The sequence below is a fragment of the Wolbachia endosymbiont of Onchocerca ochengi genome, assembly GCF_000306885.1.
In the GTDB taxonomy this organism is placed as follows: domain Bacteria; phylum Pseudomonadota; class Alphaproteobacteria; order Rickettsiales; family Anaplasmataceae; genus Wolbachia.
On record NC_018267.1, the window covers coordinates 166,759 to 187,735 of the forward strand.

Genomic DNA, 20,977 nt, shown 5'->3' on the forward strand with positions numbered 1-20,977 from the left:
TAATTCACTAGAGTTTTTTAGGCAACCTTTCACATCTGACTAGAGAAAACATACAAGCATTAAACCGATAATATATACAATTTCACTGCAGTAATATCAACTATGGATTAGATTTTAGATAAGCTATTGAAAATCCTAACTTTCTTGATTAAATCTAATCAAATTTAAAAACAGTAGTTTATTAAATGTTTCATACTACTAAGCTAGTAATACTCTTAAATTTTACTGAATTGACAAATATAGCTTTAAAACACCTACTGCTCAAGTAGACAGTATACTTTTTTTAACTTAAGCTTACTGCTAAAATAGCTTATAAAAAACTTCTTAGTTTACTAGATAAACTCTCTATAAATAAATCAGGTTTAGCACAAATCTACTCCACCGTTTCTTGAAAGACAAAGAGAAATCCACCCAATCTTTATTATATAAGACAGTTTATACAGACTTCTTCGTTAGCATACAGTATAAGCATCATCATATATAAAATAGTGTATAATGAGATACTTAATATAAGACTAAGCAAAATACTGAGAGGTGATAATCATTTTGTATTTTACTGCATTTTTATCTTTTCCTCAGTAATTTCCCCAATTACTTTTAATTGTGCTATGGGGGAATGTAATGCACTCCAGTTTATACGTATAAGATACAATTTAAGGTAATTACTGTTGTATTCAGTACTTTATACCATATTCTACAATACAAAAACAACACCTTAAAAGGTATAAGAAATAGTTCTATTTTATAATATAAAACCAAAAGATAAACTTAATGCTTCTAATTTCTCTTGTGTCTCTTTACATTGAAAAAATTTTCCTCCTGTTTCCTTAATATCAATTCTCACATACTAATTTAATAGTAACTGAATATCAAGGATATTTAATTTTAATGGCTAGCTAAGTCAACTACCTCCTTCACCAATTACAGTATTAAATATTAGATCTTCATCAAAACTCATTTTAGGACGCCAAATAGGACCATCCAAATGCACATCAACATAAATTGGACTACTACGACCTGGTAATATGAAGAAGAACCTCGATAAAGAAATTAAAGCAAAGTTAGGTAAGGTTAAGTTAGAAGAGACAGATCCTGATGCTTGATCAATTTCAAATTGTAGACTAGTTGAACATACACCATTTCTAATGCTTGCTTTTCCGCTAACATTTTTAAAAACCGTACTACCATTATATATACCAACATGAGTAAGTGTGGAAATCCCAGATTTATTTTTACTGCTAAATAAATCAGTGATGAAAGAATTAAAGTCCACATTAGCAAATTCTATTTCCTGTGCTTGCAAATTAACCTCTCCTGACAAAGTATTAGCCCAATTGTGAAAGCTTTTTCCTTGAGCTTTAATCTCACCATCTAAGTTTAGTTTACCACTTAAATTATCAATTCCAATAACCTGAGCAACCCTTTTAATATCTAAACCTACAACAAAAAATTTTATATACATTAAGTTTAATCTTAAATAACCCTGAAAAGACACTTGTCCATATTTCAATGCATAACTTACTTTTTTAACAGTTATAGTATTATTTATCACTACCGCATCCAAATTAAAGTCCTTCAAAACATCCTGTCCAGTATTAAGCTTTGTAACACTAATCTGCACATTTGCATCAAAATCTTCTTTGCCATTTAAGAAATTAAACTGTTTCCTTGACCATTGAACCTGATCTATCTTATTTCTCGAATCTTTTCTCACTTCTATTAAATTCGGTAATTTTAAAATACCAGCATTAAATTTATCGCCAGTTATGCTTACATCTAACAAAGGTTTAATATATTTTTGATCCGCTAATATTTTTATATTACCAGTAACATTGAAATCTTCTCCAGATAACTTTATTTTACCTGTAACAAGCCTGCCCTTTTCTATCTTCAGTAAGAAACCTAAACCTTCAATTTTTGTACCGTTCAACGTGAAACCATTAACATTGATTTTTATATTTGCATCATACTTCAGATCTTTTAACCATTGCACTTTTGATAAACCATCCAGTAATGAATAATTATATTTATCTAAGTTGAGATCGTGTACACTGAATCTACCACTAATTACATTATGCTTTTTTGTGTAGTTTACCTTAACTGACCCTCGCCAAAATTCTTTATCATTCAGCAACTTAATATCTGAAATAGACAATATCCTGGGCGCAAAGTGTAACCTCGAACTCATTGTAAATTGATTTCTCTTGTTTTCTCTAATCTTTATAAAAGGAAAAAAACATGAAATGAACGACTCAAAATCATCTCCTTTTAGCAATAAATCACCATCAAACTCAGACAAGATAAGATTGTTTGAAACTTTCCCTGATAAACGAGCTACATTATTAGCTCCAGGAAGCCGAAGAAGCGTATCAACTTTTATTTTGCCATCAGCAAATTTTAGCATAGTATGAAATTTATCCAATATTCTGTTTTGGTATTGAATACTTGAAGCTTCTACATTGAAATCTAAATTCAAGTTCTTTGGTACAACCTCTCTTAAACATTCTAGAAGACCCTTCATACTTATTACTTTTCGTGAGCTGTTTTGTATAGAGTCTAAATCAACTTTACTAAAAGTAATATCAATATTAGTATAATTATTTTTTTTATCGTTTCGTACTGTACCACTAGCCTGTATGTTTTTAGAATTAATTTTTAAATCATTTAACGTGAACTCACTTTCATTAAGGTTAATATTAGATGACATCTCAACATTTTCACTAGGAACAACATAAGCAAGAAAGCCAAGACCGATAATTTTTGCTAAATCACTCATAAAATTAGAACCATTATCAATTGACAGCATCAATTTGCCTCGGAGGCCTTCTCGGTTTTTATCACCTGCAAACAGCAAATTTATAAAACTTGATTTGATATTAATATGTACATTCTTTTTTGTAATATCAGCCTTCCCCGAAAAATCATAATTATTATCATCTACCTTTGCTTTACCATAGAAATGTCCGTTCTTTTTAATAGCAATCTCTTTTATATTAACAATACTTCTATAATCAGCAAAGTCATTGTTTAAATCTATTTGGCTATCTTTCATTATTACATCAACCTTACCAGGTCTTTTATTTACGATACTAATAAAATCTTCTTTACTACCTTTTACACCAAACAATGTGACCAATTTCGGTTGTAACGAAAATAAAAATAATGATAGAAAAGATGGCCTTATTTCAATCCTATTTATGCTAACCGAATCTGACAATTTTTGTTTTTTATCGTTGTTATACTGCACATACACGTTATAAATAGTGAGCTTCGGAGTAATTAGTGAAACTTCAATTTTTCCTCCAATATGGATTCTAGCATTAAATGTGTCTTCTAATTTTTGTACAATAAGTTCTTCATAGCTATTCCAATCTTTAAAAGATATAGCAACCTTCAGAAGGATCAATATTAAAGAAATTGATAATATTATGTATATAAGAAGTCTTCTCATAATTTCATATGCTTATATATTACCCATGAACATTAGAGTACCAAAATAAATAACAACACCTAAAGGTACTAAAACTGTCAAATGAATAATGCAAGCAAATACTCTATCAAAAGAGATAATCCTGCCAATAAGAAGCTAAGAATGTAAAGAGCTATCGACATAACTAAAGTTGCAACAATAACTCTTACAACATTTAATAATAGTACCTGGTTAATCTTATACATTTTACTTATCGTTAAATAATGAGAATTAATAAAATAGAATTTACCCAAGTGAAAATAAAAGTAACAATAGCAATCCCTCTATTATAGGACATTGCATTTAGTATAAGACTTACAATAATTGTATCAACCCATAGACTTATCTAAATTACACAGTTGTTGATAGTTGCTAGTATTATATGCTTGAAAAACTACTTTACTGCATTACTCAACTTTACACTAAAAAAAGGTAGCCTTTGACTTATATGCGCCAAACACCATTAACAATAGTCACAGAATTCCTCTAATTAAAACAAAACTGCTATAGAAAGATTGTGAACCAATGTTTTTATGTAAGGCACAAATAAACTGATAATTAGGCAATGATTTAAAATCACAGATGCAATAGCTATCGAAGCAAAGTATTGTTTTATTTACAACATTCTCCCAATAAATAACGCAACTAAAATGAAAATTATTAAAGAATCATAATTCTTGACAGAGTCACAGTAAAGGTAAGCTTACTTTAATTAAATTCAGAAAGTAAATATTTGAACCATATAAGAAAGTTTGCATGGTAAGGCAAAAAATTACCAAAATAATAAACGTAAGAGGTATTATACTACTTACAAAATTAAATGCCTTTTTATTATCACATGATTCTGTTGAATATAATGTAGTACAAAAAAGGTAGCAAACGCTCCTTCTGCAAAAAATGCTCGAAATAGATTAGTAAAATGAAACGAAGAAAAAATATATCTGTAAAAGAAGTTGTACTAACAATTTGAGCAACCGATACATTCCTTATTAAAGAGACTCTTGAAATAGCTGTAAAAAACCTAAATGTGAGAATATTTTCAAACATTCCTATTTAGCACTACTTCAGACTGTACTCAATGTCAATATAATTGACTGTAATGTCTATCTTAGTAAGACTAGCGATAATGAATTAAATGAAAAGAATAGTGCAAAAATAATAGCCATGATAAGCATACTTTACACCATCGTTAAAATCTATATCTATTATTAAATGTAAACTTTAAAAGTTCAGTTAGCACAGACCTGATTCTGACTTTTTGATTAGCCTTTAAAACAATCAAACAATGGATAAAGACACAGAGAAGCATAAGAAATGCTTCAATGCTGCCGTCTACCTAACCAGGCTTTAGTAAAAATTCAAGTATGTTAAAAATAAATGATATAATTAAACATGAAAGCGAAATATCAAAACCGAGAAATAAAAATACCAATAAAAATAAGTATCGGTAACTGAGTAAGAGCAAAACCTATAATAAATACCACAAAAGGTGTAACACAGAGAGCTACATAACCAGTATTAGAAGTATTTCACTAAAAAAAATGCCACCTTGGCTTTATGTGAGCAAGAAAACGTGAGAAAATTGCCATACAAGCCACAAAAAAACACAAGCCTACACACTATATAATAGTATATAATAACATTAATACAAAAACAGAAGATTATATTACATACAAAACGCTAATTTACTTTATATTAAGTTAATGTTAACAGCATTAACAATCATTAAGGACACACAAAAGTGTAAGCTATACCATTCGATTTCAGCTTAAATGAGCTACTGGTCCATTAATTATTGGTATTGTCCTTAAAAAAACAAGAAAAATACAAAGCATAAAGTTAAGTACCACATTCATCAATAAACATAAACGCTGAATTTATTAGAAACTCTAGAATTTTATATAATGAAACTACAATACAGCTCAAAATAAAAGAGTCTACTTAAATAGTCAATTGACTTTTTTTTGCTAATATGCTAGAAGCTTTACAATTTTTGCACTTATGTGCTAAAAATTTGGCGGGTGTAGCTCAGTTGGTAGAGTGTCAGTTTGTGGTACTGAATGTCGCCAGTTCGATTCTGGTCACTCGCCCAGTTAAATTTTCTACTTTATAAAAATAAAAGCATTCGATGTACTTTTATATATCTTTAAAGACCATTTGAAAACTTGATCTAATTTACTAGTTAATTTTTAAAGCACATAAAACAACTTTGTAATGCTATTAATTAATTAATCTAATGAAAGCCATGTTATTTCCTCGCAGTACTAAGTGTATGTTTTTCGCTATCTTCTCTACTAAAAAGGTAACTTTATTAAAATTTAGAAATTTAGACAATACATAATCTGTTAGACTCCTTTGGTTATCGGGTCTACCTATTCCAAACCTTAGGCGCCAATAATCATCACTAATAAGATTATCTATAGATTTAAGACCATTATGTCCAGAAGAACTACCACCTTTCTTTATTTTTATTCTTCCAAGTTCTAAGTCGGCATCATCATGTATAACAATGATATTATCTGATGAAAATTTATAAAAATCCTGTACTCTTGCAACAGGAATACCTGAGTTATTCATAAATGAGTAGGGCTTTAGCAACATAACCTTGTTTCCATTAATTATACCAGAGGTTATTAAATAATCATCTTTTTTAGAAAATGGCTGAAGGCTCCAACACTTACAAACTGCATCAACAATGAGAAAACCAACATTGTGATAAGTCAGCTTGTATTGACTACCTGGATTACCGAGTCCAACTATTAAATACACTATTCTCCTGTTTCTGTTTTAGATTCCTCAACATCACTATCAACAGTAGAAATTGTAACAACGGTAAAGTTTTCTTCCTCATGTGCTGCAAGCTTAACACCTTCTGGCAATTTTACATCACTTATATGTATAGACTGACCAATCATTTTATCAGATAAATCAACTTCTATAGCTTGAGGTATTCTATCTAGAGAACTTTTAACAGTGATAGAACGACATAAAATATTAAGTACCCCACCTAACTTGATTCCTGGAGATTTACTTTCATTCACAAACAATAAAGGTATATCTATTTTAACTTCGCCATCTTTATCAACAAATTGAAAATCAACATGCTGTATAGTATCCTTCACCATATGCCATTGAATACTACGAACAAGAGCATATTCTTTTTTACCTGAGATATTTAATTCTATCACATGTGCAGAAAGAGACCCTAATTTGTATTTCTTCGTGAATTCCTTTGTAGACAATGTCAAATTTACATTATCATGCCCTTTACCATATATAACTGCAGGTATGTACCCTTTCTCTCTCAGAGAATACATTGCCTTTGTTTTTGTTACATCACGTAATTCTGCATTAATTGTTACTATTTCCTGTTGTGCCATCAGTTACTCCTACTTAGCCAAAGTCCTTCTAGAATAATTTAATAGTATAACATAAAAATATTTATTTTTAACTCTATTCTCACCTTTACCCACTGAATGTCTAAAATTATTAGAATATTTATAAATATGGGCAAAAAAGCAAAAATCTACCAAGAACAATGCTAATTATTGTAATATATTTCTCAAAAAACACTCAGAAAACGCTGTTCAATAGTAAACTTAACCATATATAAATACATCAATCAACCATAAACTAGCAACTAACAAAAAAAGAGGTATCTTTTTGATCATAACTGGACCTTAATTTAAAATTAGGTCAAACAAAGTAACTTAAGAATAAACTTAAAGGAATAGATGAAATACATGTTATAGACTTAATGCCCTAAATACGATCCTTATTAAAAAGAAGCTGACTAATAATAAGAAAGACAAATAAAAAAGACATAAAATTCAAGATTATTTTCACGACACATACAGCAAAGAATTTAAGGAAAGAACATTCTTCGATCGAGAGGTTGATACCTTTCAGTACTATTGAAGCTTATCGCACATTATGTGAGCAAAAGGAACCTTAAATAGAAGAAGAAATAATTTACACATAGATTTTAATTCTCTTAAGAAGACCAGCAACAATAAGTATCAAAGAGAGTAGAGGAAAAAACTTTATGCAAGGAATGACGAGCAGAAAGCATAGAAAGAAGCGGTATAAAACTTACATGATAGAATTTTTGGAAAATAAAAATAGGTAAGACATAATTATCGTTATAGATTCACTTTATTGAAAAAATTTGTGATGAGCATAAATAGAGTATATCTTACCTAACCAAGATAAAATAAAAGCAAGATTTGAAGAAAAGCTAGGCAAAGAGAAAATTAAGGCACTAATTCAAGTTAGATTCAATAGAGAAAGCACAATATTATATAGTATTCATACTCTATTATAAGCCTGACAAACCATATCTTTCTGAGCAGAATACACTACCTATTTTACCTTTAATTGTAAATTAAGAGATATGTTTAAATTACATGATATTAACTTTATTAAAAATTAAGATGAAGTACTTCTTGGACCAAAAAATAGATAATTAATAATCGAAGAGTTAGCCATAATGATGTTCTTAATGCAAAAATATTTATATTTCATAGACAGCTAGTTTAATAATAATTAAACCATTGAGAATGTAAAATTCTAATATATTAATATAGCCAAGGGGGTTAAAAATGTCAACAAATTGGCTTCATAATTTGTTATTCGGTTCTAATGAATCGAAAATAGAAGCACTAAAAAAGGCTCAAAAAATTGATGCTAAGCAGTTTGAAGAAATATTCATTACATTAAAAGAAAAGATCGGCACTGAACAGTTTCAACTTATGCAAAATCACTTAAATGAACTACAAGAAAAAGTAGAAACTCTCACAGAAACAGTAGTAAATCAAGAAAAAATAATGCTAACCTGTTGCATCGTAGCCAGCATTATTGCTTTAGCGGCAATTAGTTTTATCTGCTTCTGTATCTATCAAGGAATAAAGAATGAAAAGGGGAAACAAAGAAGCTTATCTCAGAGTGCGCCAACCGAGAAACTGATTAACTTACGTAAACCAAACCCAAACATGAAACTTAATGTAGATATTAGTAGCACTAAAAAACTACTGAAAGGTCGAGAATTAATGGCAATATATAAATAACACTTTTTCCTAAGAAGGTGTTACATACCCTGTAACACCTCGTACTTTAATGGAAAAGTACCCAATAAACTATTTTATTTTTTAATCATTTGTTCTCTTCTTTGTTATCACAAGTCTTTTCTTCAGCACATTTTCAACTACAATACTAACTACCATAATTACAGACTCATCATGAACACTAAGCGATGTAATTAATGAACCATTCGCACTAACAAAACAATTACTTAATATTCGTTTTATGTTTTTTCCTCCCATTACAGTTGCAAAAACATACAACACCTATATCACTTGCTTTTACTTTATGAAATTCCCCACGATTACATTATCACCAATCATTGTACATTCATACTTAGTAAATGAGCCAATTCTAATACCGGACCCTATTTTTACTCAAGAATCAAAAAAACTTATAGATAAATAATCAAAATTTATACTAATTTAAGTCTCAAAAAAACAGTCTCTGGAACAACAAGCATTACTCCTGAACCAATAAAGAATTTTCTTTAACTTTCTTAAAAGTAAAACTCACCTTTTACAAGGTCACTTCTATCACTTATACTAATTGCTTCTTCCTCATCAACAGTAACATAACCGATATTTAAATTACTCTTTATTGTAATGAAAATTGTATCAGTTAAATAATACTCATGAGTCAATTTATTACACTCTATTTTCCATCAAGTTAAGTAAATCTTTCATATGTGCAACCATCATTCCAACACTCACAAAAAATTCTTCACTACTATTTTCGCCATTTTGTGCTTCTACGATTTCTCTCAAGAAATCATTCTCAACAACTAATCTACCATACCTCTTATCGCTAGTTTTAAAACCAAAATAAACCAGAACCTTACCTTCTCTAAGCAACTAACCATTTCAGTTATCGTGCCACTTTTTATAAACGGAGTACCTCCATACTACACAATAACTATACTTGAACCTATAACTCTCTCAGGCCTCTTACCACAGTTCTGACCGCATCCCCTGTATCAACAAAAACATTAGTTCTTGTATAATTAACTGTACATCCTTAAAAAACCACAACCTTTTAATTAAAGATAAATCACCTACAATAGATATATATTCCAAGATTTAACCGTTTCGCATTATAAGTAATATATTTGGCATGGAAAATTACCTATTTTATGTAGGACTTTAGACAAGTTTAAATTCATACACTTGTTCATACCCCGTGAGTATAACAAATGCGTAAGTTTTGTTCTTCACTTATCTTAAAGATGAAAAATGAAAACCATAGTGGTCAAGCCAGCTAATTCTATTACTATAAAAGCTTCTTAGGTCACCAATTTGATATTTTAGCATTGCAAGCCTTTCTATACCCATGCCAAACGCAAAACCACTATATCTACTATAGTCTATTCCAACATTTCGAAAGATGTTTGGATGTACCATACCACATCCAAGTACCTCGATCCACTTACTATCCCTATAACTTATATCCACCTCTGCAGAAGGCTCAGTAAAAGGAAAAAAACTACTACGAAAACGTATCTTTAACCCTGTATCTCCAAAGAACCTATTAAAGAAATAGTGAATAGTAAATTTTAGCTGGCCCATATTAACATTTTCATTTACATATAGTCCCTCTATCTGATGAAACATGGGAGTATGAGTTGCATCAAAATCATTTCTGTATACCCTACCTGCAGCTACTACTTTGATTGGGAAAGTTTTCGCCTTTTGCATAGTTCTAATCTGCACAGACGAGGTATGAGTACGCAGCAACACTCTTCTGTTATCTACTTTATTCTTTAAGTAGAAAGTATCTTGCTCTTCACGTGCAGGATGATAACTTGGAGTATTCAGCGCATCAAATACATAAAACTCATCCTCAATTTCAGGACCGTCTACTGCTCTAAAGCCCATATGTGCAAAAATGAGCTTTACTTCGTTTATAACTTTACTGAGTGGATTAACTTTACCAATTTTCTCTGGCCTAACTGGTAATGTGATATCAACTGCTTCACTTTGCAGTTTTAAATTAATTTCCTCGGCCTTTAATATATTTCCCTTATCTATTATAAGCTGATCTAACTTATTACGTAAGGAATTGACGGTCCTACCTAAATTACGCTTCTTTCCTATGTTTCCTATCTTCTTTAAATTACTAAAATACGCTTTAATTATACCCTTTTTCCCTAAATATAACAGCCTAACTTTTTCTAAATCTTCCAAAGAAGAAGCACTTTCAATTTCGGACACAGCCTTATCTTCAAGCAAATGTACTTCATTCAATAGCTCTTTATTCATTCCGAAAATGCTAGCTTAAACCTTCATTATAGCAAACTTACACAACACCAACAACTCAAAAAATTATCCTCATTTCGATTATTAATCTGCTGATTAATTATACTTTTTTATCTAATTTTATATTGAAAAACATACCGTACTACTATATTTAACAATAATATTAAACTAACGAAGAATACAAAGCAGATGATGATCTAAATTGTTTAAGGAGAAATATATAAAGACATAAGTAAAGCATTCCATGATTAACTAATGGAAACCAGTACTACTTATTCAAGAAGCCTTATAAGCAACACACAGAAGTTTTCCATTTAAGCCAACAATATCGATGACAGCAGATCAAGGCATCCACGATACAATACTATTCAAATAAAACATTTAATCGACTTCTTTAAAATCTGCTTCTTCGAGGAAAAACTTTCATAGCTAACACAAAAGTACCAAAAGAAAGCAGTGAATTATATAACGACCACTATAAAACCGTGTAAGGATTCATTAGTAACGATCTACTCAAAATCCTTCTACGTAAATACTAATTACACTATAAGTAAACACTAAAGACACTAACTTAGTAAGTTGCACCAAATTTAGCTATTCTTAAATTAAGAGCCAGAACATGTAGAAAAAACTGAAAGCAAATAGCAAAGTTAAGTTATAGCACAAGCAGAAAAAACTAAAAACAAAGAAAAACAGGATATAGTTCAAAAAGAAACCACATGAGATAAATAAATTGCATCAATTAAAAATTCTTTTAGCTATAATAAAGCACAAGTTACATATCACCCAGCAATTATTGTAGCAATAATAAAAATGCTTCTTGGATTAGTTTTTTCTTACTCACTAGACTTTCTTAATAAAACGTAGTCCTTCTTTTTACACCTACCGGAACTTTCTACATAAAAAAAGGCTTCGACTCGTCACTTAATATCTCAAAACCAAAAACGTGCAAAGAATAATCAAGTAACCAGATCACACATAGAGTATATTAAGGCCAACAAAAAAAAATCAAGAAAGTAGACAGAAAAAGAAAGATAATCTACTAAAATAAGCTAAAATTAATATCAGGTCAGCTACCGTAAATAATCTAACTGAGCACAAGAAAAAATTTTGATGAGACATTTACTAAAGTAGTCAGCAAATACCTGAAGACCAAGAAACATTTTGCAATACTATCAACTAAGAGTTTAACATTGTTTATTTTCAAAATAAACAATTACATGAAATATTAGAAATACTACAACCAATTAGTAAGTCTTCTACTCCAAAAGAATATTTATAAAAGTAATTACATAGAAAAAAAAAGAGCGATTGCTTAAATTAAGCTCAGATATTCATATACAACAATCTCTTCCACACCTAAAAACATTTTTCATAAAAATGGGAACTATGTACCAAACAAGCTGCAGATCCCTAAGCTGAACAAAGCTCTAGCAGCTAATACTATTTTCAAATCACTGTTTAAACTGTATTTTCCCCAAAAAAAACACTTCGTCTATTCTTGATAGCGTCCTTTATATCAATATTCTGCCTACAGGCATTTGCTACTTGGAAAAGCATCAATCTTTAAAGGATCAGTGCCATCAGAAAAAAGAGAAATATTAGGTTAGCATTGAACATAAAGTTACTAATAACAATCATACTATGTATTTTGATTCGGTTTATTTTATATATTCTAAATATTTGGTAAAATCTACCGAACAAATAAGCCAAAACAAGTTTACTTCATCCACTTAGAAAAATAGAAACAAGTTGTTTTAAAGAACTTCGTGTGATAAATAATTTCGTTTTTGCTATATGTTTAAAGGAATCATTACAGTATTGGAGCTATAATTAATATTACCTTCTACTCCAACTCTGATCAAGTTTTCTACATTAAGGCACAAAACTTACCTTCTATATATAAAGGAGATCCAATAGCCTGTTCCAGTGTATGTTTAACTAATGTTAACAATCAATAATATATTCACAGCTCAAGCATCTCAAGAAACTATGAAAGTTTCTAATCTCAACACGTGAAAAGTAAGAGAAAATAAACCTAAAGCAAGCAACAATAAAATTAAGCGATAGGAGATTGATAACCACTTAGTTCAAGGTTATCTAGATAATAATAGTATAAATTTTAACAATTAGTAAAAATTTAGGTTCCCATGAAATCAAGTTATCATGCCCAGAAGAATTATTAAATTCGTTGCAAAATAGTTTCCCTTACAGTAAACTCAATTATTACCAAGAAATTTACAGTAAACACTATTCTCTATAAATGGGAAAATATAACTTTACAGTATAATAAAGTAAATAATAGCTTAAACTTAGAAGTTAACATGATTACTCAATATTTATATCAGCCGGCTCAGTATAAATACAATTAATTTTACAACCTTAGTATTTACAACTATTATACTTGCGAAGCACAAATATATAGTATGCTTTTTGATTGCTTAATTATCTTCATTATTATTTTATGTATAACAATCTCAATAACTAGGGGCTTTATAAAAGAGTTATGTGCGTTAATATTTTTATCCTCATCAATCTTTTTAACAATTAATCATTATGACTTCTTCACTATAAATTACAGTAAATATTTTGATTCTAAAGCTATACAGAATATACTTTCCATAGTTTCTGTATTTATTATACTTAACTTCATATTTATGGTAATAAACAACTGGCTGATGTACATATTATCACCTATAAGGCTAGGGTTAATCGACAGAGTTACTGGGATCTGTATTGGAACACTTAGAGGAATACTGCTTTCCCACATATTATTCTTCGTTGTACACTTATATTGCTATATAGCATATGACAAAAAAGAGGAAAAATCAAAAATAGAGACAGAAGAAATATTACCCAATTGGATAATAAGATCGCACTCTTATCAAGCTCTATTTGTAACAATAGAAAACATAGTTGATATGTATATACCAGAGTCATTGATACTAAAAATCAAAGAAATTGGAGAAGAAATGACTGATCAAGAAAAGTCTAAAAGTAATAAGAAAGAAAAGTAATAATCATATCTATGAAGCAATAATCGATGCTATTTATTTAGCAGCAATTTTTTTTGATCAACATAATTAGCCTCCAGCTCACTAGCAGTCTTTTCCTATTATGAGTTAAACTAAAAATCTCGTAATATATTAAAGCTCAAAGAAATATCTTTTAATATGGAAGTTATTACAGAAAATAGAAAAGCAAAGTTTGAATATTTTATCTTAGAAGAATTTGAAGCAGGCATGGTTTTGTTAAGTAGTGAAGTTAAATCGCTAAGGGAAAGAAAAGTAAACATTTCTGACGCTTACGTCATTGAAAAAAATGGTGAAATATGGCTACACAACATGCATATTGCAGAATATAAAGACGCAAACCGAAAAAATCATAAGACAAAAAGAGAACGTAAACTGCTTCTGCACAAAAAAGAGATAAATAAATTAATTAGCCAGATTAAGACTGCTGGAATAACTGTTATACCAATTTCAATTTATTTTAATTGTAAAGGATTAGCAAAAACTAAAATTGCTATCGTGAAAGGAAAAAAACTTTACGACAAGAGAGTAACCATAAAACAAAGAGAATGGAATCGTGAAAAAAGCAGATTGTTTAAAAATAACTTGTAGCAAAATATGTCTTTAAACCCAGTAATTTTCAGAATTGGTTCTATCTCTATATATTGGTATTCTCTAGCATATGTTCTTGGTATAGTATTTGCACACTGGTATTTATATAAGCTAGATAACCAAAAGGTATTTACCAAAAACTTTCACAACTCATTATTAACAGCAACTATCATAGGAGTTATCCTTGGAGGAAGGCTTGGTTACATATTGATATATGATTTAAGTTATTATGTAAGCAACCCTATTGAGATATTAAAAACCTGGAAAGGAGGTATGTCGTTCCACGGTGGTGCCATAGGAGTTTTTCTTGCGGTAATAATTTTGTGTAAAAGATATAACATTCCCATATTTTATACATTGGATCTAATTTCCTGCGGAGTCCCTGTAGGTTTATTTTTAGGTCGTATAGGCAATTTTATAAATGGAGAGCTATTTGGCAGAACTACGACTATACCATGGGGTATAATATTTCCAGAAAGCGATAATTTACCGCGTCATCCGAGCCAAATTTATGAGGCATTTTTTGAAGGATTACTGCTTTTCATAGCTATGAATCTACTGTTTTTCTTGACTAGAATAAGACTATATTGTGGTGTGTTAACTAGCATCGCAGCTATGTGGTACGGAATAGCACGTTTTATAGTTGAGTTTTTCCGTGAGCCAGATTATCAAGTCGGCTACTTATGGCTTGGTTTAACCATGGGACAGTTACTTTCAGTACCCATGATTTTGCTGGGAACAATCTTACTTTTGAGTGCGCTAAATTTGAAATTTACGAGCATAGAAAAAAGGTAAACTTGACTAGAAAACATTTTCCCTACGTAAGTTAAAGATTGTAGCCTTACCATTTTAAAAATCTTATAACATAAGAATTTCTAATATATTATCTAGATGAATAAATATGTTTAAAAGCCTTGTTCAGAACATCATGTAGAAAGAAACAAAGAAATATTCTAATGAAAAAGCTAAGCTTCAAGGTTTGATCAGTTAATATTACAACTATATTTACGAAAATAAACTGATTTGTTTTTTTATACACATAATTTAGTAAATAACAAATAGGAAAGCTATCTATTTTAAAAATTATCAATATTAATTTCCTAGAAGCCTGAAAACAGGCTTAAAGAATAATCCACAAATATCTCCTTCAAAGAAGTTATTAAGATTTTATGAAAAAGATAATTACATTATTATTACATCGTGCTATCATCTCTATGAAAGAGATAATTAACATTGATATATTCATAATATTGTTCGATTTAACATTAAGAATAATTAATGCTGACAATATTATTACACATCATTATTAAAACATCATAGTAGTGAGTCTCATCATAGCAAAGTAGTAAATTCTAAAGCATACAGGTCAAACGGAAAAAATAACTATGAGTCTGACAATTACCGTTATTATTTAGATAATGGCAACTCGGACTGTGAAATAAATAATATTATTAAGATAATAGCTTAAAATACTTTAGAAATATTAGATAAAGGACACATGGAATTAGTACATTCAATTCAAGTAAAATTATTCAGTACAGCTAACCCAGTAAAGATTTCTACAAAGTGATGTGGAAGTGTAATCATATCTACTACTAAGCAATAAAAGTTGACTCTGTTTTCAGAGTCTAGGAAAATCCTACTTATCTTAGTTATAGGGAACAGAATTACTGTTTATACACTAGTTACAAAACGTAGATAAGGAGGTTCCAGTAACTTCAGACAATTAATATTAAAGAGCATTTATCATACAGTTCTTCTCGAATATGGCTGATTTTATTGCATAAGAAAAGTATTAATAGAGTAAAAAAGAACCAAAAAAAACGTGAACATACGCTGTAAAATGAATCTTTCAAGGGAGATTATGTTATAAAGATGGTAGCAAGTAATAGCAACAAATTTCATTGCGGTATTTTATCTATTTTAGTTTAAGAAAAAAACAAGTAGGAAATTGTGGAAAGGCCTCTTACATAAAAGATAAGTTTTTGCGATAAATAACAAGATCACTTCTACAATCCAAACACCTTGTTAAGTGGATATAAAAAAGCTTCTATCAGTCCAAAATAAAAATCTTTATAGTTCAAAAATTGTGCAGTGATAGTGAGTTTTTATAAAAGGTATAATCATAAGCAACATTAAATAATTTTTTAATCAAATCTACCAGAAGTAGCAACATAAAAGCTGTAAAATTAACTTTAAATATTAATAAATAATAAATTTTTCAAAAAAAATTCTCCTAAAAATTAATCCTCTTAGAAACATAGAATCATCTAATATAAATAATAACCAAATTTTAAAACTTACTTTAGAACACCCAGCAAACAAATTTTGATTGGTGACGTAAAATAGTATTACTCATTAACGCTGACGCAAACGCTAATGCGATAGGCGGAACAATGATACAATAATAAGTACAATTTATAAACATAAAAGAACATTTGCTTACAAGTAAAGAGTATCGGTGCAAGTTAGAAAGTTTTTCATAGAATATAGAGAAAAATACTACTAGTGCTTAGCGAATTAATAATACGTAGTGTAATATCTAAAAATAACAAAAAAAGAAGAATACATTAAAGATTTACAAAAAAAAGAATGGCTTTGATAAACTTAAAGAAGTAGTAAAATTGAAACTTAAAGTTATTCAGCTAAGTAGCTGTAAGATAGTATCTAAAAAATCTCCTAGAACTTTCGAGTATGAGGAAAGAGAACTAGCTATAATGCTTTGTTTTCGAAAGATTCCATTTACACTGAGATGTACAAATCTAATGGACAGTAACTCATTAAAAGAAAACAATCATTTAAACATATCAAAAAAATTTATTTACGTTGAAGTATATAACTTACATAAAAAACTTATCAAAAATTTGTCTGGAAGACAGTAATTATTTTAATGTACCAAAAAGACATTTATTTAGTATACCGGTAGATGCTCTTCAGAGCAAAAAAGAGTAAATGAAACTAAATGAACAAAACTCTAATAGCCAATAAATTAGCAACAGATTAGTAATCAAAAAGTTGATACCGAAGTTGATCTCAATATAAAAGAAATAAAACAAAAACATGGAAGCAAGAATTCAGGTTACGGTTCTTGTTATGAATTTAGTACAAAAGTTAAACTATTAAGAATAAAACCTAAAACCCCTAAACTCTAAGATAAATTCTGCTAATACTGAGTATGCAATAGAAAAAGGTGTTTATGTCATAAAAACAATTAAAGCGTCCGTTTGGCAGTTTAGCAGAAAAATTTTCAAAATAAGTATAATCGTTAAAATAAAAGACGTAGAAATGTGGTCCTCTTAAAGGTAAAAAATGATTATTAAAATCCATACAACGCTTTTTCTAGCTATGCCATTGAAGACACCTATAAGAAATCTACTAAACGGAGAAAAAAAAGACTAAAGAAACCTCAGAGCTAAACCTATTAAAAAATTTGATATCCACTGTCTTAAATACTTTATAAGCATAATTTCATGCTTATATGAATAAAAATCTAGAAATCTAAATAAAACTTATAAAGATATAAAGTAAGCATAATGTAAAAAATTAAATATTAAGAGACTAGCTACACAATAGCTTCAGCTTTATGGTAAAGAGAACTAGCAAAATTTATTAAGTTATTTTCTCCATTTTGACATGTCTAACGCACTTCTAAAGTGTTATGCAAGAAGGTCTATTGACTTTCAACACACTTTCATCTATATTATTTTAATATCCTAAAACTAAACTACCTCACATGCCCGATTTAAAGACAATGATGCTAAATTTTGGACCTCAACACCCAGCTGCACATGGGGTATTACGCCTTGTTTTAGAGATGGATGGCGAAGTGATTGAAAGAGCCGATCCTCATATCGGTCTTTTACACCGCGGTACTGAAAAATTAATAGAACACAAAACGTATCTTCAAGCTTTGCCTTATTTTGATCGCCTTGATTATGTATCACCAATGTCACAAGAGCATGCATATTCATTGTGTGTAGAAAAATTACTGCAATGTGAAGTTCCAATTAGGGCAAAATATTTGCGTGTTCTGTTTTGTGAATTAACAAGAATACTCAACCACTTACTTAATATTTCCTCACAAGCACTTGACGTTGGAGCAATGACTCCTCTTTTATGGCTCTTTGAAGAGAGGGAAAAAATACTGGAGTTTTACGAGAGAGCTTCAGGAGCAAGGTTTCACGCAGCTTATATCAGACCAGGTGGAATTGCAGCAGATGTTCCAGAAGGTTTAATTGAGGATATTGCAAAGTTTATAGAGCAGTTTCCAAAGTATATAGATGATGTTGATGATCTCTTAACAGAAAATAGAATATGGAAGCAACGCACTGTAGGAATCAGTAAAATGTCAATTAAACAGGTTCTTGACTGGGGCTTCAGCGGCCCAATGTTGCGTGCCGCTGGACTTGCTTGGGATTTACGAAAAAGTCAGCCATATGAAGTATATGATCAACTAGATTTTGATATACCAATCGGTCGAAACGGTGACTGTTATGACCGTTATTTAGTGAGGATGGAAGAAATTAGACAGTCTACTAGCTTAGTAAAACAGTGCATAGAAAAAATGCCTAGAGGGCCAGTAAAAACTGAAGATAGAAAAATCTCTCCACCACCAAGAGCAGAAATGAAAAAATCTATGGAAGCTCTAATTCACCATTTTAAGCTTTACTCAGAAGGGTACCATGTACCAGAAGGTGAGACTTACGCAGCTGTTGAGGCACCAAAAGGTGAGTTCGGAGTGTATATAGTTTCGGATGGAACTAACCAACCATATAGATGCCGAATAAGAGCACCTGGCTTTGCACATCTACAAGCCTTAGATTTCATGGCAAAAGGACACATGCTTTCTGATATTGCGGCAATCATTGGTTCACTTGATATAGTTTTTGGTGAGATTGACAGGTAGGTTTTTAGCTATACTTAGCTATAAGTAAAGTTAATTTTTTTATCGTTTATACGACTTAGGTTATCTTTTACTACTTTGCTGAACAAAAAGAAATTTGTGCCCATTATTTATAGACACTATATTTATACTAACCACTTATCTCCTTATTAAAGACATATCTTCATTAAATAAGCAAACTGTGCTTGACCCCTTTCTTAAGGTAAATACAGAGCCTACTTTCTCAAGTATAAGATAATCATCAACTACACGAAAATTTATTAGAGATTCATACCCTTCAGAATTAACCATAAAGATTGCTGGAAAGTCAGAATTTATCTTATTAAACTGCAGATACGTGAATTTCCCGTCATCAAAGACTTTAGTTGGTACTATCGACTCACTACCCTTAATATGTGAGATAGAATAATTAAAATTTAAGCCTTTTTTTGCAACTTCAATATCATTCATATCAGGAACAGTGGTAGGACTAGCTTGTTCAAGAATATCACCATTATCGGTTGTGTAGATTTCTTCACTATTAAATAGTGGGTAAAGAAACCTCACTTCATATGCTAACCTCGGATCATCTAATCCAGTTGCTTCCTCAGCATGAAATTCAAAGTAATAAACTCTTTTATTAGTAATAATAGTTGCATTAGTATCAGCAATATCATCTATAGGTTTGATAAATAACCTATTACCATGAGAAACAAGCTGCCAACCAGTCGAATCGCCCATTGAAAGGTTCTGTATCACTTCACCTGGTTCAAACAGTATACTCGACTGATAACCGTAAAAACCTGTGTATTTATGTATAGCCTGTGGATTATAATTTATTACCTTTATATGACTGTCTGCAGCTATTGAACGTGGTTCCTGTTTCGCAAATGTATCACCACTACAAAAAAACACCAATACTATAAATAATAAACTAATCATAATATTTAAATTGTATACCAATCATTATTTTATCATTGAAAAGTATTTACTTCAACTGTCAAGGCATTATCTTATACGACATTTGTATAATATCTTAAGCAATTGTACAATTTATTGCTTCTTTAAACTCATCAATCAGAGTTTCTATACTTTTCAGTAAATCAGATTTAAATTCTATATACTCTTTACCTTTTAAATGGTATATAATCTTAAAGTTTATATACATGTAGTACTTGTCTATTAAAGGTGCGAATAAAAAATCAGAATCTTTTTTAGCACATTTTGTGTACTCTTACTATTATTCTCCCTGTAAATTTTGATCACCAAACAATGGAATGTCTTACGTGATTTACATATACTCAAATTTGGTATGTTCTACCTGTTTTCAAAACATATTTTACTAACCCTGCTTGTTCTATAGTTTTCTACACTGAATAACGGGCAATTGCCAATCCCCCTCCCGTCCACTACTGCTACACACATACCATTTCTTTACTATCACGTTTGGAGTGATATTAGTTTTTATGGTTCCTTAGTTAGATGATATCCCAAAACACTGTTAAATATTCCCTCTTTAACTTAACTTAATAATAACTCGGACAAAAAGCTATAAACTTCGTCATCTTTTATAAATTACCATCAGCTCACTAGTATCTTTATCAAGCCTATAAACAATTCCTAATCTTCTATTTCTTACTTATCAATATACTTTATAGCAAAAGAAGTT

General features: G+C 30.0%; 14 protein-coding genes and 1 tRNA gene. 7 read left to right on the forward strand and 8 right to left on the reverse strand.

Annotated features, from left to right (window positions below):
• Positions 1-901: 901 nt before the first annotated feature.
• Positions 902-3,451 carry an AsmA family protein gene (locus WOO_RS00660; RefSeq protein WP_014868790.1) on the reverse strand — a complete coding sequence of 850 codons (2,550 nt, stop codon included), beginning with the start codon at positions 3,449-3,451 and terminating at the stop codon, positions 902-904.
• Positions 3,452-5,486: 2,035 nt separating this feature from the next.
• On the opposite strand from WOO_RS00660, the gene WOO_RS00665 reads away from it, so the two are divergent.
• Positions 5,487-5,559, forward strand: a tRNA-His gene (locus tag WOO_RS00665).
• 130 nt (positions 5,560-5,689) lie between these two features.
• On the opposite strand, the gene pth is transcribed toward WOO_RS00665, so the two are convergent.
• Both pth and WOO_RS00675 read right to left on the reverse strand, forming a co-directional pair.
• Positions 5,690-6,238, reverse strand: coding sequence for an aminoacyl-tRNA hydrolase (gene pth, locus WOO_RS00670; protein ID WP_014868791.1), 549 nt, complete (start codon positions 6,236-6,238; stop codon positions 5,690-5,692).
• Positions 6,238-6,849 carry a 50S ribosomal protein L25/general stress protein Ctc gene (locus WOO_RS00675; protein ID WP_014868792.1) on the reverse strand — a complete coding sequence of 204 codons (612 nt, stop codon included), beginning with the start codon at positions 6,847-6,849 and terminating at the stop codon, positions 6,238-6,240. Before WOO_RS00675 ends, pth begins: the two co-directional genes overlap by 1 nt.
• Before the next feature lie 1,221 nt (positions 6,850-8,070).
• Here WOO_RS00675 and WOO_RS00680 point away from each other — a divergent pair.
• A complete protein-coding gene (locus WOO_RS00680; protein ID WP_014868793.1) occupies positions 8,071-8,535 on the forward strand; it encodes a hypothetical protein in 465 nt (154 codons plus the stop codon).
• A gap of 81 nt (positions 8,536-8,616) precedes the next feature.
• Here WOO_RS00680 and WOO_RS04095 read toward each other — a convergent pair whose 3' ends face one another.
• The 4 genes from WOO_RS04095 to pheS form a co-directional block, all read right to left on the reverse strand.
• On the reverse strand, positions 8,617-8,814 hold the full coding sequence (locus tag WOO_RS04095; RefSeq protein WP_232500377.1) for a hypothetical protein: 198 nt from the start codon (positions 8,812-8,814) through the stop codon (positions 8,617-8,619).
• A gap of 233 nt (positions 8,815-9,047) precedes the next feature.
• Positions 9,048-9,191, reverse strand: coding sequence for a hypothetical protein (locus WOO_RS04100; RefSeq protein ID WP_232500378.1), 144 nt, complete (start codon positions 9,189-9,191; stop codon positions 9,048-9,050).
• A 4-nt stretch (positions 9,192-9,195) separates the two neighbouring features.
• Entirely contained in the window at positions 9,196-9,402 is a 207-nt protein-coding gene (locus WOO_RS04105; RefSeq protein ID WP_232500379.1) for a hypothetical protein, read from the reverse strand.
• A 360-nt stretch (positions 9,403-9,762) separates the two neighbouring features.
• Complete coding sequence (pheS, locus tag WOO_RS00690) at positions 9,763-10,806, reverse strand: phenylalanine--tRNA ligase subunit alpha (RefSeq protein ID WP_014868794.1); 1,044 nt, start codon at positions 10,804-10,806, stop codon at positions 9,763-9,765.
• A gap of 2,423 nt (positions 10,807-13,229) precedes the next feature.
• Between pheS and WOO_RS00695 the strand changes: the two genes are divergently transcribed.
• The 5 genes from WOO_RS00695 (at position 13,230) to WOO_RS00710 (ending at position 19,332) form a co-directional block, all read left to right on the forward strand.
• A complete protein-coding gene (locus tag WOO_RS00695) occupies positions 13,230-13,820 on the forward strand; it encodes a CvpA family protein (RefSeq protein ID WP_014868795.1) in 591 nt (196 codons plus the stop codon).
• Positions 13,821-13,976: 156 nt separating this feature from the next.
• Positions 13,977-14,426 carry an SsrA-binding protein SmpB gene (gene smpB / locus WOO_RS00700; RefSeq protein WP_014868796.1) on the forward strand — a complete coding sequence of 150 codons (450 nt, stop codon included), beginning with the start codon at positions 13,977-13,979 and terminating at the stop codon, positions 14,424-14,426.
• Between the two features lie 6 nt (positions 14,427-14,432).
• Entirely contained in the window at positions 14,433-15,221 is a 789-nt protein-coding gene (gene lgt / locus WOO_RS00705; protein ID WP_014868797.1) for a prolipoprotein diacylglyceryl transferase, read from the forward strand.
• A gap of 374 nt (positions 15,222-15,595) precedes the next feature.
• Positions 15,596-15,736 carry a hypothetical protein gene (locus WOO_RS04005; RefSeq protein ID WP_155981150.1) on the forward strand — a complete coding sequence of 47 codons (141 nt, stop codon included), beginning with the start codon at positions 15,596-15,598 and terminating at the stop codon, positions 15,734-15,736.
• 2,423 nt (positions 15,737-18,159) lie between these two features.
• Positions 18,160-19,332 carry an NADH-quinone oxidoreductase subunit D gene (locus tag WOO_RS00710; RefSeq protein WP_014868798.1) on the forward strand — a complete coding sequence of 391 codons (1,173 nt, stop codon included), beginning with the start codon at positions 18,160-18,162 and terminating at the stop codon, positions 19,330-19,332.
• 135 nt (positions 19,333-19,467) lie between these two features.
• Here WOO_RS00710 and virB9 read toward each other — a convergent pair whose 3' ends face one another.
• Positions 19,468-20,250, reverse strand: a complete 783-nt coding sequence (gene virB9, locus WOO_RS00715; protein WP_014868799.1) for a P-type conjugative transfer protein VirB9 — start codon at positions 20,248-20,250, stop codon at positions 19,468-19,470.
• Positions 20,251-20,977: the final 727 nt, after the last annotated feature.